12 protein-coding genes and 1 pseudogene are annotated in these 14,091 nt (G+C 59.3%); 6 read left to right on the top strand and 7 right to left on the bottom strand.

Annotated elements, in window-relative coordinates:
- Nucleotides 1-2 precede the first annotated feature (2 nt).
- From fabG to gmk, 6 genes are all read left to right on the top strand, one after another.
- Complete coding sequence (fabG, locus tag AC1DUP_RS12705) at nucleotides 3-740, top strand: 3-oxoacyl-[acyl-carrier-protein] reductase (protein ID WP_113311640.1); 738 nt, start codon at nucleotides 3-5, stop codon at nucleotides 738-740.
- Nucleotides 741-1,025: 285 nt separating this feature from the next.
- Entirely contained in the window at nucleotides 1,026-1,262 is a 237-nt protein-coding gene (locus tag AC1DUP_RS12700; RefSeq protein ID WP_003547058.1) for an acyl carrier protein, read from the top strand.
- 93 nt (nucleotides 1,263-1,355) lie between these two features.
- On the top strand, nucleotides 1,356-2,618 hold the full coding sequence (fabF, locus tag AC1DUP_RS12695; protein ID WP_113509083.1) for a beta-ketoacyl-ACP synthase II: 1,263 nt from the start codon (nucleotides 1,356-1,358) through the stop codon (nucleotides 2,616-2,618).
- Between the two features lie 118 nt (nucleotides 2,619-2,736).
- Nucleotides 2,737-3,957 carry an endolytic transglycosylase MltG gene (gene mltG, locus AC1DUP_RS12690; RefSeq protein WP_113311652.1) on the top strand — a complete coding sequence of 407 codons (1,221 nt, stop codon included), beginning with the start codon at nucleotides 2,737-2,739 and terminating at the stop codon, nucleotides 3,955-3,957.
- A gap of 17 nt (nucleotides 3,958-3,974) precedes the next feature.
- Nucleotides 3,975-4,862 carry a YicC/YloC family endoribonuclease gene (locus AC1DUP_RS12685; RefSeq protein ID WP_115035390.1) on the top strand — a complete coding sequence of 296 codons (888 nt, stop codon included), beginning with the start codon at nucleotides 3,975-3,977 and terminating at the stop codon, nucleotides 4,860-4,862.
- 3 nt (nucleotides 4,863-4,865) lie between these two features.
- Nucleotides 4,866-5,528, top strand: a complete 663-nt coding sequence (gmk, locus tag AC1DUP_RS12680; protein WP_113295241.1) for a guanylate kinase — start codon at nucleotides 4,866-4,868, stop codon at nucleotides 5,526-5,528.
- Nucleotides 5,529-5,583: 55 nt separating this feature from the next.
- Here gmk and rsmA read toward each other — a convergent pair whose 3' ends face one another.
- The 7 genes and pseudogenes from rsmA to AC1DUP_RS12645 all read right to left on the bottom strand — a co-directional run bounded on the left by rsmA (nucleotide 5,584) and on the right by AC1DUP_RS12645 (nucleotide 14,072).
- Entirely contained in the window at nucleotides 5,584-6,411 is an 828-nt protein-coding gene (gene rsmA, locus AC1DUP_RS12675) for a 16S rRNA (adenine(1518)-N(6)/adenine(1519)-N(6))-dimethyltransferase RsmA (RefSeq protein WP_115035389.1), read from the bottom strand.
- On the bottom strand, nucleotides 6,411-7,439 hold the full coding sequence (pdxA, locus tag AC1DUP_RS12670) for a 4-hydroxythreonine-4-phosphate dehydrogenase PdxA (protein ID WP_115035388.1): 1,029 nt from the start codon (nucleotides 7,437-7,439) through the stop codon (nucleotides 6,411-6,413). Before pdxA ends, rsmA begins: the two co-directional genes overlap by 1 nt.
- 7 nt (nucleotides 7,440-7,446) lie before the next feature.
- The gene (locus tag AC1DUP_RS12665; protein WP_113295244.1) at nucleotides 7,447-8,388 is read right to left on the bottom strand and encodes a peptidylprolyl isomerase; all 942 of its coding nucleotides are present in this window, start codon (nucleotides 8,386-8,388) and stop codon (nucleotides 7,447-7,449) included.
- A gap of 189 nt (nucleotides 8,389-8,577) precedes the next feature.
- Nucleotides 8,578-10,896, bottom strand: coding sequence for an LPS-assembly protein LptD (locus tag AC1DUP_RS12660; RefSeq protein ID WP_477832814.1), 2,319 nt, complete (start codon nucleotides 10,894-10,896; stop codon nucleotides 8,578-8,580).
- A 35-nt stretch (nucleotides 10,897-10,931) separates the two neighbouring features.
- Nucleotides 10,932-12,020 carry an LPS export ABC transporter permease LptG gene (gene lptG, locus AC1DUP_RS12655; protein ID WP_477832813.1) on the bottom strand — a complete coding sequence of 363 codons (1,089 nt, stop codon included), beginning with the start codon at nucleotides 12,018-12,020 and terminating at the stop codon, nucleotides 10,932-10,934.
- Nucleotides 12,017-13,198: an LptF/LptG family permease gene (locus tag AC1DUP_RS12650; protein WP_477832812.1), complete on the bottom strand. Its 1,182-nt coding sequence runs from the start codon at nucleotides 13,196-13,198 to the stop codon at nucleotides 12,017-12,019. Before AC1DUP_RS12650 ends, lptG begins: the two co-directional genes overlap by 4 nt.
- A gap of 99 nt (nucleotides 13,199-13,297) precedes the next feature.
- Nucleotides 13,298-14,072: pseudogene (locus AC1DUP_RS12645) on the bottom strand (phosphatase PAP2 family protein).
- Nucleotides 14,073-14,091 lie beyond the last annotated feature (19 nt).

Genomic DNA, 14,091 nt, shown 5'->3' with positions numbered 1-14,091 from the left:
CCATGTTCGATCTTTCCGGCCGCAAGGCTCTCGTCACCGGCGCATCGGGCGGCATTGGCGAAGAAATCGCCCGCCTTCTCCATAAGCAGGGCGCCATTGTCGGCCTGCACGGTACCCGCGTCGAAAAGCTCGAGGCTTTGGCAAACGAACTCGGTGACCGCGTGAAGATCTTCCCGGCGAACCTGTCGGATCGCGACGAGGTCAAGGCTCTCGGCCAGAAGGCGGAAGCCGATCTCGAAGGCGTCGATATCCTGGTCAACAACGCCGGCATCACCAAGGACGGTCTCTTCGTGCGCATGAGCGACGAGGACTGGGATGCCGTTCTCGAAGTGAACCTGACGGCGACCTTCCGCCTGACGCGAGAGCTCACCCATCCGATGATGCGCCGCCGTTACGGCCGCATCATCAACATCACCTCAATCGTTGGCGTGACCGGCAATCCGGGACAGGCGAACTATTGCGCTTCCAAGGCCGGCATGATCGGTTTCTCGAAGTCGCTGGCCCAGGAAATCGCCACCCGCAACGTGACAGTCAACTGCGTCGCTCCGGGCTTTATCGAAAGCGCCATGACCGGCAAGCTGAACGATAAGCAGAAGGAAACGATCATGGGTGCGATCCCCATGAAGCGCATGGGAACCGGCGCCGAAGTGGCCTCTGCCGTCGTCTATCTGGCCTCCTCGGAAGCGGCCTATATGACGGGCCAGACGCTGCACGTAAACGGCGGCATGGCCATGATCTGAAACGATTAGCTGCCGCGGCCGCCAATTTCACCCAATAGCGTGTTGAGCAATCACGAACGGTTGATTTTCTGGCTTTGCGGCAGACTTAAAGCATGTTAAGCGGGCCATGACTGTCAACAGTCGTCCCGAAAAAAGCAGACGGACCGGCGGGCTTTTCGCAAGCCTGGGACTTCTCTAAAGCCGGGTAAACGAGTTTGCCGAGGATGTCTGAAAGCATCGCAGGCTGAAACAGGGTGGGGTGTCAGAAAGACATTCCGATCAGGACATAAGGTCGAGGAAACCGACATGAGCGATATCGCAGAACGCGTAAAGAAAATTGTTATTGATCATCTTGGCGTCGATGCCGACAAGGTTGTCGAGAGCGCCAGCTTTATCGACGATCTGGGCGCTGACTCGCTCGACACGGTCGAACTGGTCATGGCTTTCGAAGAAGAATTCGGCGTCGAAATTCCCGACGATGCCGCTGACTCGATCCTGACGGTCGGCGATGCCGTGAAGTTTATTGAGAAGGCTCAGGCCTGATTCTGTGCATTCGAGAAAGGGCGGGCCAAGAGTCCGCCCTTTTCTTTTGAGCATGTTTCTCCATAAAACATAATAGACGGGGGAAAGCAGTCGATGAGAAGGGTCGTCATTACAGGTACCGGCATGGTATCGCCCTTGGGGTGCGGAACGGAAATTACCTGGTCCCGCCTGCTTGCGAGCGTAAACGGTGCCCGCCTCGTGACCGAGTTCGAGGTCGAAGATCTCCCCGCAAAGATTGCTTGCCGCATTCCCGTCGGTGACGGTTCCGAAGGCACGTTCAATGCCGACGACTGGATGGAGCCGAAGGAACAGCGCAAGGTCGATCCCTTCATCATTTACGGCATGGCAGCAGCCGAAATGGCGCTGAACGACGCAAATTGGCACCCTGAGGCAGATGAAGATCAGATCGCCACCGGCGTGCTGATCGGCTCGGGCATCGGCGGCATCGAAGGCATTGTCGAAGCCGGCTATACGCTGCGCGACAAGGGCCCGCGCCGCATCTCTCCATTTTTCATTCCTGGCCGTCTGATCAATCTCGTGTCCGGGCAGGTTTCCATTCGCCACAAGCTGCGCGGTCCCAATCATTCGGTCGTCACCGCCTGTTCAACCGGCGCGCATGCGATCGGCGATGCAGCTCGGCTGATCGCACTCGGCGATGCCGATGTCATGGTTGCAGGAGGCACGGAATCGCCCGTCAGCCGCATCTCGCTTGCCGGTTTTGCGGCCTGTAAGGCGTTGTCGACGCAGCACAATGACGACCCGCAGAAGGCGTCGCGCCCCTACGACAAGGACCGTGACGGTTTCGTCATGGGCGAGGGCGCCGGCATCGTGGTTCTCGAAGAGCTGGACCATGCGCTGGCACGCGGCGCCAAGATCTACGCCGAAGTGGTCGGCTACGGCCTTTCCGGCGATGCCTTCCACATCACCGCTCCGTCGGAAGACGGCGACGGCGCGTTCCGCTGCATGACCATGGCACTTAAGCGCGCCGGCCTGACGCCTGCCGATGTCGACTACATCAACGCCCACGGCACTTCGACCATGGCTGACACGATCGAACTTGGTGCTGTCGAGCGTCTCGTCGGCAATGCGGCGTCAAAGATCTCCATGTCGTCGACCAAATCTGCGACCGGCCATCTCTTGGGTGCTGCCGGGGCCATCGAGGCGATCTTCACGACCCTCGCAATCCGGGATAACATCGCCCCTCCGACGCTCAATCTCGACAATCCTGAGCGGGAGACCGCAATCGATCTTGTTCCGCACAAGGCTCGTGAGCGAGAAATTAACGTGGCGCTATCCAACTCGTTCGGATTCGGCGGCACGAATGCATCGCTCGTGCTGCGCCGCTACGTCGGGTAACAGGCGGTTCACGAGCACGGGCGAACGTCAAACGGCGCCATGACGCGCGGCAGAACCTGTTTTTGCCGCATTACTTCGCGAAATAGCGAAGCGGGGGCCAAGTTTTAGAGGATTGCCGGTGAGCGATACGACCAACCAGAGCAGCGACAACGGCCAGCCGGCGCAGAAGGGACCGATCATCCCGAAGTCGCCGAGCGAAGCCCTGCGGCCGGAACGTGTTCCCGAGCCGCCGAAGCGCTCCAGGAATGCCCGCAGCCAGGTCATCCTCTTCCTGAATTTCGTGATGACCATGGCCGTGGTCGTCTGCATCGCCGGCCTCATCGGCTTCTACTACGCCATCACGGCTTATCAGAGCCCCGGTCCGCTGCAGACGAACACCAACTTCATCATCCGCAACGGCGCAGGCCTTGCGGAAATCGCCACGAACCTCGAGCGCAATCTCATCATTTCGGATGCCCGCGTCTTTCGTTATCTGACGGCGACCCATCTCAACGCCGGCGAGAGCCTCAAGGCCGGTGAATACGAGATCAAGGCGCATGCATCCATGAACGAGATCATGGAGCTCCTGAAATCTGGAAAATCCATCCTCTATTCCGTCTCCTTCCCCGAGGGGCTGACGGTGCGGCAGATGTTCGATCGCATGCTGGATGATCCGGTCCTCGAAGGCGACCTGCCGGCGGCTCTTCCTTCGGAAGGCAGCCTGCGGCCCGATACCTACAAGTTCTCGCGCGGCACCAAGCGGTCCGAGATCATCGACCAGATGGCCGCCGCCCAGCAGAAGCTGGTCGACCAGATTTGGGAGCGGCGCGATCCTTCCCCGCTCCTGAAGAGCAAGGAAGAATTCGTCACCCTCGCCTCGATCGTCGAGAAGGAGACGGGTGTGCCGGATGAGCGCGCCCATGTCGCTTCCGTCTTCCTGAACCGTCTCGGCAAGGGCATGCGCCTGCAGTCCGATCCGACGATCATCTATGGTCTCTTCGGCGGCGAGGGCAAACCTTCCGACCGGCCGATTTACCAGTCCGATCTGAAGAAAGAGACGCCGTACAACACTTACGTCATCAAGGGCCTGCCGCCGACGCCGATCGCTAATCCAGGCAAGGACGCGCTGGAAGCCGTCGCCAATCCCTGGAAGACGCAGGACCTCTATTTCGTCGCCGATGGCACCGGCGGTCACGTTTTCGCGGCGACGCTCGATGATCACAACGCCAACGTCAAGCGCTGGCGCAAGCTGGAGGCGGACAAGGGCGCGGATCCCGAAATTGCCGTTGACGGTCAGCCGGAAGACCAGCCTGCGGACAATACATCGGTGGTTCCGCCGAAGAAAAAGAAGATCAACTGATATCGGGAGGCCCTTCGATGGCATTGCAGTCCATGACCGGTTTTGCGCGGCGCGAGGGAACGACCGGCCGCTGGCGCTGGGCATGGGAACTGCGTTCGGTCAACGGGAAGGGGCTCGATCTCCGCCTTCGTCTGCCGCCCGGCCTGGAGCGCCTCGAACCGGATGTTCGCCGCATTGCAGGCGAGAATTTCAGCCGCGGCAATCTGCAGGCCACACTGTCCCTGAATTCAGGTGAAGGCCAGCTTGAAGCCGTGCTCAATCAGGACGCCTTTACTGCCGTTCTCGCCATGCGCGACAAGCTGGAGGGTCTGATCGATCCGGCGCCGCTGAGGCTCGATACACTGCTTTCCATCCGCGGTCTTGTCGATTTCCGCGAGACGCAGGACAGCGAAGAGACGGTTGCCGCCCGCGACGCCGATATCCTGGCAGGAGTGACGGCTGCTCTTGCCGATCTCAAGACCATGCGTGAGCAGGAGGGAGCAGCGCTCACACGCGTGCTTCTCGGCCATATCGCGACGATCGAAGGGCTGACGAGCACGATCGAGGCCGATCCCTCGCGCTCGCCGCAGGAGATCGCGGCAAAGCTCTCCGCACAGGTCGCGCTGCTCATGGAAGGCGCCGGCGCGCTTGACCGCGACCGGCTGCACGCCGAAGCAGCGCTGCTCGCCACCAAGGCGGATCTGCGCGAAGAGATCGACCGGCTGAAGGCTCATGTCGCCGCCGCCCGCGATCTTTTGGCGAAGGGCGGCCCCGTCGGACGAAAGCTCGATTTCCTTGCACAGGAATTTAACCGAGAATCGAATACTATCTGCTCGAAGTCGAACGCTTCGGCCGTCACCGCAGCAGGAATTGAGCTGAAAGTGGTGATCGATCAGTTCCGCGAGCAGGTCCAGAATTTGGAGTAGGACATGAGCCCGGCGAAAACCTCGCCCATCCAGATCGCCCGTCGCGGTCTGATGCTGGTCATCTCGTCGCCTTCGGGTGCCGGTAAATCCACCATCGCGCGTACGCTCTTGGAAACGGACAGGCAGATCGGTCTTTCTGTCAGTGTCACGACCCGCCAACGTCGTCCGAGCGAAGTGGAAGGCGTGCACTATCATTTCAAGAGCGTGCGTGAATTCGAGCGGCTGCGCGATTCCGATTCTCTGCTGGAATGGGCCGAGGTTCACGGCAATTTCTACGGCACGCCTCGCGAGCCCGTCGAGCAGGCCATGTCCGAAGGCCGCGACATGCTGTTCGATATCGACTGGCAGGGTGCCCAACAATTGCAGCAGAAGATGCAGGCTGACGTCGTGTCGATATTCGTGCTGCCGCCGACTATGACCGAGTTGCAGTCTCGCCTTCATCGCCGCGCTGAGGATTCCGAGGAGGTCATCCAGACGCGCCTCGCAAACTCCCGCGCTGAGATCGCCCACTGGCGCGAATATGACTACGTGATCATCAATGACGACCTGAACGCCGCATTCGACGCAGTGCAGTCGATCGTCAAGGCCGAGCGGCTACGCCGCGACCGCCGCCACGGCATGTTCGATTTCGTCCGCGAATTGCTGGAAGAGACGCCGGTTCTTTAGAGCAATCCCAGCAAAAGTGTGAAGCGGTTTTGCGTCTGGAATTGCGTGAAATGCTCTAAAGACTGTTCGCCAAGCGGCAGAATTCTTCCACGGATAGGGTCTCCGCGCGTCGAGCCGGATCGATACCAGCTTTGTTAAGCAGGGTTTCGCCGCCGATCGGCTTCAGGCTCTGGCGCAGCATCTTGCGGCGCTGGCCGAAGGCGGCTTGCGTCACCTTCTCCAGATTGGCGACAGAGCAGGGGATGGGTTTCTCGATCGGCGTCAGGTGGACCACCGTCGACGTGACCTTCGGCGGCGGCGTGAAAGCCTGCGGCGGAATATCGAATGCCATACGGGCATCGGTGCGCCATCCCGTGAGCACGCCGAGACGGCCATAATGATCGTCGTCCTCCGAAGCGACGATCCGCTCGCCGACTTCTTTCTGGAACATCAGTGTCAGAGATTGCCAGAAGGGTGGCCATGCCTTCGGCAGCAGCCAGTTCACAAGCAATTGCGTACCGACATTGTAGGGCAGGTTAGAGATGATCTTGACGGGGCCTTCCGGCGCCATTGCTTCGAAATCCGTCTTCAGCGCATCGCCTTCGATGACCTCCAGTCGACCGGGATAATGGTCGGCGATCTCAGCGAGAGCCGGCAGGCAGCGTGCATCGCGCTCGACCGCGATGACCTTCTTCGCACCGAGCGCCAGGATGGCGCGCGTCAAGCCACCGGGTCCGGGTCCGACTTCGAAGACGGTCGTATTTTCAAGCGCACCTGCAGTGCGAGCGACCTTCTGCGTCAGGTTGAGATCAAGCAGGAAGTTCTGCCCGAGCGCCTTGCGCGCATCGAGCCCATGACGCTGGATAACCTCGCGAAGCGGCGGCAGACCGTCGAGTGCAGCCATCAAAGATGGCTTTCCGCAGTACGGCCAAGCTGAGCGCCGAGCTTGAGCGCAGCAACGAGGCTCGTCTCGCGTGCAAGCCCCTTGCCGGCAATGCCGAAGGCGGTACCGTGGTCGGGAGAGGTGCGCACGAAAGGAAGGCCGAGCGTCACATTTACGGAATCGTCGAAGCCGAGCGCCTTGGCCGGGATCAGCGCCTGATCGTGATACATGCAGACGGCAACGTCATAACGCGTGCGCGCCTCGTCATGGAACATCGTGTCGGCGGGGAGGGGCCCAATCGCATCGATGCCTTCGTCACGAAGGACCTGAACCGCCGGATGGATGATGGTCTCATCCTCGTTGCCGATCGCGCCGCCTTCGCCCGCATGCGGATTGAGCCCAGCAATGGCCAGGCGTGGAGAGTCGATTCCGAACCGCTGCTTCAGATCCCTGTCTGCGATCCGGCAGGTTTCAACGATCAGGCCGAGCGTTAACGCCTGTGGCACATCCTTGAGCGGAATGTGGATCGTGACAGGAATAGCGCGCAGTTTCGGTCCGGCGAGCATCATAACAGGCATGATCGACTGACCGGTCGCATGCATGGCGAGATCGGCAAGAAATTCCGTATGACCTGGAAACTTGAACCCTGCCTCGTAGAGCACCGACTTGGCGATTGGATTGGTGACGACCGCAAGCGCCTCGCCCTGCATGACGAGCGCTACAGCGGCTTCGATCGAGGCGATCGTGCCCTTTGCCGTTGCGACATGCGGCTCTCCGGCGGCAACATCGATGCCAGCCAGTATCGGTATGACCGGTAGCGCGTCCGCAAATGCACCGAGGCTTTCGGCTGTGTTGTCGATGCTGCGCAGGGGAACGTCAAGGCCGAGCTTTCGTGCCCGAATCGCAAGCACATCGGGATCGCCGATCAGGAAGAATGGCGGCAATCCAAGCTCGCGTCTGCGAAGCCAGGCCATGAGGGTGATATCAGGCCCAACGCCGGCGGGGTCGCCCTGCGTCAGTGCAAGCGGTCGCGAAAACGGTGTCGCCATGAAAAGATCAACGGTAGATGATCTGCGCGTTTTTACGCAGTTCATCCAGATATTTGGAGGCGTTTTCATTTTCCGGCGCCGCGGATTTGTCCGACTTGGCCTTGTCCAGGTCTTCCTGACGGAACACCATTTCGGCCGCCTGGTCGTCCGAAACCTGGCGCTGGCTGCAGATCGCGAGATATTCCACGCCCTTGTCGGTCACACGCGTAGCCGTGGTATTGCCTTTGGCCCCTATGACCAGATCCTTCCAGTCCGCCGGAATTTCCGGGGCCAGCATGCGGCCGAGATCGCGGATCGAAACGTCCCGCATTGTGGCGGCGAAAGTCTTTGCCTGATCGCAGCCCGGATATTTGGAGCGTGACGCTTCGGCCTCGCTCTTGCGCTTGCCGGTGATCGCATTGCGCTTGGATGCAGGAACAACGAAGATGACCTGCTGCAGCATATATTCTGTCGTCACCGGCTTCTGCTTGTTGTTCTGCATCATGCGGTTGACCAGGTCGAAATTCGATAGGCGCGCACTGGAGCCGTAACGCGCGTTGACGACGCGCGGCCAGCTCATCTGCACGGCAATGAAGCTCTTGAAATGATCGACACCGACGCCGGCGCGGTCGAGGATCTGCCCCATCTGCTCGACGGAAAGCTTGTTGCTGGAGGCAAACCGGGCGAAGGAGGCGTTGACGTCGTCCTGCGAGACGGACATGCGCACGCGGGAGACTTCCTGCCGCTTCAACGCCTCGTCGACAAGCTGTTCTTCCGCGGCCTTCGCATCGGGTTTCTGGCGCTGCAGGCGCATGAAGGCCTGTCGCTTGGCAACGTCGCCGCTGGTAATGGCGGTACCGTTTACCACCGCCTTGACTTCGCTGGCGGCGAAGACAGGGGTGCTGAAGGCAGCAAGCATGAAGGCTGCGCCTGCAATAAGCGTGGTTACGGTTTTCTTCGCGTCAATCATCTGTTGACCTCCCGATAGCGCCGCACGGTCCAGCGCGCGGCGTTCTTACCATGTACACTGAGACCAGCGGAAATCGCATCTCTTGCTCCGCGACTCCCTATGCCTCACATAACGACTGGTCGCAATGTCCTGCACAGGCTTACGGCGAAAGAATGGCCCGGCCGGAGATTCCCGGCCGTCCGTCTGTCATCAGAGGCTATTTGCAGAGTCACCTGTGCCAAGCCTGATATCGCCGAGCGTGCGGAAGGTCAGGCGAGCAGCGATTGTCCAGTCGCTTGCCGTTTGATCCGTCGTATCACGCCTATCCACATAGGCGATCGTGAAGATCGTGCACTCGTCCTCATAGGAAATGCCGAGCGTACGTCTGGTGACGACATCATTGTTCAGATCCCAGGCAATGCCGCCGAAGATCGACCAGTAATCCTTGAACTTGACCCTGGCGCTTGTCTGAATCTCGTCATTGTCTTCGGCAAAGCCATATTCCGGCTGGGCGGTAACGTGCGTATAGGTGACCTGGCCCGAGAAGGTATCGTTCTGATAGGCCGTGGTCAGATCGCCGCGATTGAACGAGAAATCCTTCTCGTCCAACCGGTAAGATGCCGCAACGGAAAGACCGAAAGGCATTTCGATGCCGCCGAGGCCGACATAGTCGGAACGGTCGGTCTCAAGGCCCGACTCGGCTCCGACATTCACGAGGTCGTCGGTCGCAAACGAGTTCTGACCCGCGAGCTGATAGGACTGTCCGAAGATGCCGTGCAGCTTATAGCCGCTGTCGAAGGTGCCGGTGTACTGGAAGCCGAGATTCGCTCGCGTCCCGCCTTCGATACGGTCGTAGCCGGAGAATCGGTCGCGGTCGAAAAGATTGGTCGCATCGAAAACGAAGCTTTGGGCGTCTTCGTTCGGCAGGCGGCCGGCGAGCGGTTCATCCGGTCGTGCATAGATCTGGGCGATCGGCTCCAGAACATGCGTGCTGTTGCTGGTTGTGAACAGGATCGGATAGCGCATTTCCAGCCCAGCCGTGACCATTCCGCGCGTTGCCGCATTATCGTCGAGATAATTGCCGGCATACGGAATGCCGTTGGCGTCGACAGGACTGTCCATGTTGAGCGCGAAGGCATCGCCGCGTGCTGCGAGCAACGGTGTGATCAACAGGCCGGTCGGCGTAACGTAGGTGCGCTTCCACTGCACTTCCGTGGTCAAGCGGGTCGTCTGACCCTCCAGGCCGCGGAAGCGGTCGAAACCTGCGACATTATAAAAGTCGTCGTGGGTGCGCGAAATGTTGGTGAGATTGACATCCGCGGAAAGCTCGCCGCCTGCAAGTGGCTGCGGCGCGACATAGTGATAGTCGAGCGTCGGGTAGACGATCGCCTGCTGCTTTTCCGCCGTGTCGTGGCGATCGGCATCCTGTACGTCGAAATAGAAGGCTCTCAGGTCGAAGTAGTTCCGTTTACCGAGACCCGTTAAGTACACGTTATTCGCGTAGGGCGTCCCGGAATAACCCTGGATCCTGTAAGTGCGCGAGAAGTTGTTGTCGCTCTGCGCCATCACATCCCAGCCGAATGTCCAGCGGGGATTGATGCTGAAGTTTGCTCTCGAGGCGACCATGCCGCGCTGTTCGGCTTCGGCATCACTTGTGCCGGTGCTGAAGTTGCCGGGGTTCATCTGGTCGATGCCGGCAATGTGCATGGTCAGCGTGCCGTTTTCAAAGCGCCGGCGATATTCACCCTCGAGCATGAAGCCCTGGGACGTATAGCCGGTGCCCGTAACGGTGAAATCCGAGCTCGGAGAAATGACGTAATAGTATGGAACGGAAAGACCGTAGCCGAGATTTTGCGAAACGCTCATGGACGGGAACAGAAAGCCCGACTTGCGCTTCACGGTATTGTCAGGGACCGTGATCCACGGAACGTAGGCGATCGGCTGACCGAGCAGTTCGAAACGGGCATGTTCCAGCCGGATCGTGTGCTTCTCGCCGTCCTGAATGACGCGCTTTGCCTTGACCTGCCAGAAGGGCGCGCGATCGGGGTTCTCGGCGCAGGGCAAACAGGCGGTATAGACGCCTTTGTTCAAAATCATCTGCGTGCCGCCGACCCTCTGGCCGGTTTCGGCAACAAGCCGCGTATTGTCGCTCGTCTCGATTCGCAGCGCGTTCATGAAGCCGTCTGCGAAATTGTCGGTCACATCGAGGCTGTCGGCATAGATACGGTTACCGTCAGGGGTCGCCAGTTCGATGTTACCGGTCGCCATCATGCGGCCGGTCTTCTGGTTATAGTCGACCTTCTGGGCGACCATCCGGTAACCGCCGTAATTGATCTGCACGCCGCCGATGACAGAGACGATCTCCTGGTCCTTGTCATAGACGAGTTCGTTTGCCGACAGCATCAGTTTTGCGTCCGGCGAGATATTCTGGCCGATCGCAGGCATGCCTGTAGTGTTCTCCTGGGCATACGCCAGAGGAGCGCTCTCGAAATAGGAACACAGAGCCGCACCTAGAAGCAGGGCAACCAACTGTTTACTAAACTGCTTGCGGTCGCCTACCGCMACTAGCCATCCTCCTGATGAAGCAGGATCGTCGCTCCTAAAGCGAGCGCCACGATCACTGGTATCCAAGTCGCCACAAACGGCGGCACGACACCGCTGCTTCCGAATGCTTTCACAAGCACGGTGACGACATAAAGCATGAAGCCTGAAAGGATTCCACCCAGAATCACTGAGCGTGATTGGTTGAACCGGCTAAATTTTAAAGACACTGTTGCAGCAATGAGAGTCATGGCCACCAAGAGCAGCGGCTGCGATAGCAGAGAGTTGAATTGAGTCTCAAGCGCCTTCGTGGATATCCCGAAGGATTTGGCAGCAGCGATACGGTTGGAAAGGTCAAAAAAACCAATTGTTTCCGGCGCTGTCAGCCGCTCCTTGATGAAGTCCTGCTTCAGATTGGTACGAAGCTGCTCCGTAGCCTTACGCACCGGGATTTCCCCAGGCTTGCGTTCCACGACGTTGTTAAGCTGCCAGTAACCATCTTCCAATTTGGCGGACGTGGCGTCCTGCCTCAGAATGACCTGACCGGTGGAATCGAAGTGGACAAGCACCGCGTCCACGAGCAGCGTGCCGTTCTCCAGAACGGTCTTGGCGCCGATGATGACATCGTCCCGGCCGCTGATCTGGCGCAGCCACGGAACCTGCAGCGCCTTGATCATGGCATTATCCTGACCGCGCCAGGCCGTTTCGAATTGCGTTGCCTGCCTCTGACCCCAGGCGGCGAGCGGATTGAGTGCCACCACCGTCAGCACGCCGAGAATCAGCGACCCGACGATAAAGGGCAGCATGAACTGCCAGACCGAGATGCCGGCCGCGCGGGTGACGACGAGTTCATATTTCCGGTTGAGCCCGATCAGCACGGTAATGCCGACGAACAGCGCCACGAAGGGGATCGTCTGCTGCAGGATCAACGGCAGTCGAACGGCAGTGAGGAGCACAGCACCACCCAGCGTGTAGCCGGGAAAGTTGGAGATGCGGCTTGCCGTCTCGCTGAAGTCGAGCAGAAAAGTGATGGCGCTCATGCCGAGCAGGAACCACATGGTGGTCACGACATACCGGCGGAAAAAATAGCGCGACAATGTCCCGAAAATCATCGCGCCGTACCTCCGCCGGTCCGGCCGGTCGCGGCAACTACCCGCTTCTGCGCGCGCTTCCAGATCGTTAAGGTGCGATTTCTGACGACAAGCGGCATGGCGAGCCGCTTATGCATGTTCAGGAAAATAATCGAAACCAGGCTGGTCACGATCGGAATCGCATAGAGGATCGGGATATAGATCGTGCTCTTGTCGATCTGGTTGGCAACGTAAAATGCGGCCCAGCGCAATACGAATGCGAGGCCTAGAGCGCCGATCATTGGATGCATGCGTGCCTCGCGATGCGATCGCGCATCCCCGGCGATGGCAAGCGAGAACAGCGCGAAAACGAAAGGAAGCATCCAGTCGGTCAGGCGGCGATGCAGCTCGGCGGTATAGCTGTCGGGCTTGGCGATGTAGTCAGGGTCTTTCGGATCGGGGTTGAGCAGGAAAGCGAGATCGCGATCGCTGGCGCGAAGCGTCGCCTGTCCATTATTTCCCGTCATGTCCGAAAGGTCGAAGGAATAGGAATCGAACTTGATGACCGAGACGTTGCCATCGGGCGTTTTGCGATGGACTTCGCCGTCATGCATGATCAGCGACGTGCCAATATCATCCACGGCGCCCTCTCGCGCATAGTAGATGAGCTCGTAATTCGGGTCGCGCTCGTCGGCGACGAAGAGGCCTTTGAGCATGCGGCCGGCGAGCCGCTGCGAGATCTGCACATAGAGGCCTTCGTCGATCTTGCGGAAGGTCTTTTCCTCGATCACGGATGAAAGAAGATCGGCATAGGTCGCGGCGATCATCTGCCGCACAACCGTTTTCGCACGCGGCTCGACGACATTGTCGACGAAGAACGAGAAGACGCTGACGAGGATTGCGAGCAGCAGGATCGGCCGCGCCAGGATGCTCCGGCGGGCGCCTGCCGCATCGATCACGGTCAGCTCGGAATCGTTGTTCATCGTCGTCAGCGTCTGGGTAATACCGATAACAAGGGCGAAAGGCAGCACGATGGGAATGATCGATGGCAGGATCAGCGTCGCAAGCGTGGCGAAGGAGCCGATCGACTGGCCGCTATCTGTCACCAGGTTGATTCGCTGCAGAACCTGGGTGGTCCAGATGATCGCGAGCACCGGGAGCAGGGCCACAAGAAACATCTGGCCAACACGCCGCAATATATATGTCTCAAGTAGTTTCATGCCCGCCCTTGAACGCACCTGCAGGCCGATTTGGCCGACAGGAGATTCCCTCTACGCTGTTTGTCTCGGTTTTGCGACAAGTCAGTGTCAAAAATTCATTCAAATTTCAGAATTTTTTTTGGCGCTGTGGCGACTCAGCGAGTGCCATCAACGCTGCGAATATAACGACTGAGGACAGCCACCCCAGCACGACGTCGGAAAGATAATGTGCGCCGAATGAAAGCCGCATCGCCGGGGTCAGGATCGAAACGGCGGCAACGGGCGCCACAAGCGCATAACGTACCGATTTCGGAACGAAGATCAGCAGGCAGAACAACCAGCCCGCGCTAGCAGCCTCGCCGGAAATGAAGGAACAGTTCGAGACGCACTTGCCGGCCAATGAACCGGCCTCGGCAAAGTGCAGCGTACCGCCGAAAAAATCCGTCTGGACTGGCCGTGGCCTTCCCCAATGTTCCTTGAGGATCACATTGACGAGGAGAACGGGACCAATCAGCAGCGTGCCAAGCGCAACCTTCAGATCGCGGGCGCGGGGCGCGTTGAACGTCGCGCCATGCTGCTGGTAGCACTCCGCCAGTTTCCACAGCATCACCGCGGTCACGACGTAGGGAACGTAAAAGAAGAGTGTGCGCAGGAGACCGAGGATAGCTTCGCTCCGGTAGGGGAAGGAGCCGCAGATCTCGGTTGCGGGGGCCGATGCATCACAGGCCGCCTGCACGAAAAAAAGCTGGGAAAAATAAATGTCTATCTCGGGAAAGGCGCGGAAGAGAGCAAGCAGCAGCCACCACACCCAGAAGAGCAGCACGAACACGCCGAATGCCGTTTGCGGTAGGCGAACTGCCAGGCCCCGCCATCGATTTTTCGAAAAAACTGTCAACGCAAACATCTACGAAACT

Source organism: Rhizobium sp. 01L419, from assembly GCF_056400025.1.
This window is presented reverse-complemented; position numbering and strand designations above follow the sequence as displayed.

Coding starts and splice junctions, on each gene's coding strand:
- fabG (WP_113311640.1), top strand. CDS start 3: ATGTTCGATCTTTCCGGCCGCAAGGCTCTCGTCACCGGCGCATCGGGC.
- AC1DUP_RS12700 (WP_003547058.1), top strand. CDS start 1,026: ATGAGCGATATCGCAGAACGCGTAAAGAAAATTGTTATTGATCATCTT.
- fabF (WP_113509083.1), top strand. CDS start 1,356: ATGAGAAGGGTCGTCATTACAGGTACCGGCATGGTATCGCCCTTGGGG.
- AC1DUP_RS12685 (WP_115035390.1), top strand. CDS start 3,975: ATGGCATTGCAGTCCATGACCGGTTTTGCGCGGCGCGAGGGAACGACC.
- gmk (WP_113295241.1), top strand. CDS start 4,866: ATGAGCCCGGCGAAAACCTCGCCCATCCAGATCGCCCGTCGCGGTCTG.
- rsmA (WP_115035389.1), bottom strand. CDS start 6,411: ATGGCTGCACTCGACGGTCTGCCGCCGCTTCGCGAGGTTATCCAGCGT.
- pdxA (WP_115035388.1), bottom strand. CDS start 7,439: ATGGCGACACCGTTTTCGCGACCGCTTGCACTGACGCAGGGCGACCCC.
- AC1DUP_RS12665 (WP_113295244.1), bottom strand. CDS start 8,388: ATGATTGACGCGAAGAAAACCGTAACCACGCTTATTGCAGGCGCAGCC.
- lptG (WP_477832813.1), bottom strand. CDS start 12,020: ATGATTTTCGGGACATTGTCGCGCTATTTTTTCCGCCGGTATGTCGTG.
- AC1DUP_RS12650 (WP_477832812.1), bottom strand. CDS start 13,198: ATGAAACTACTTGAGACATATATATTGCGGCGTGTTGGCCAGATGTTT.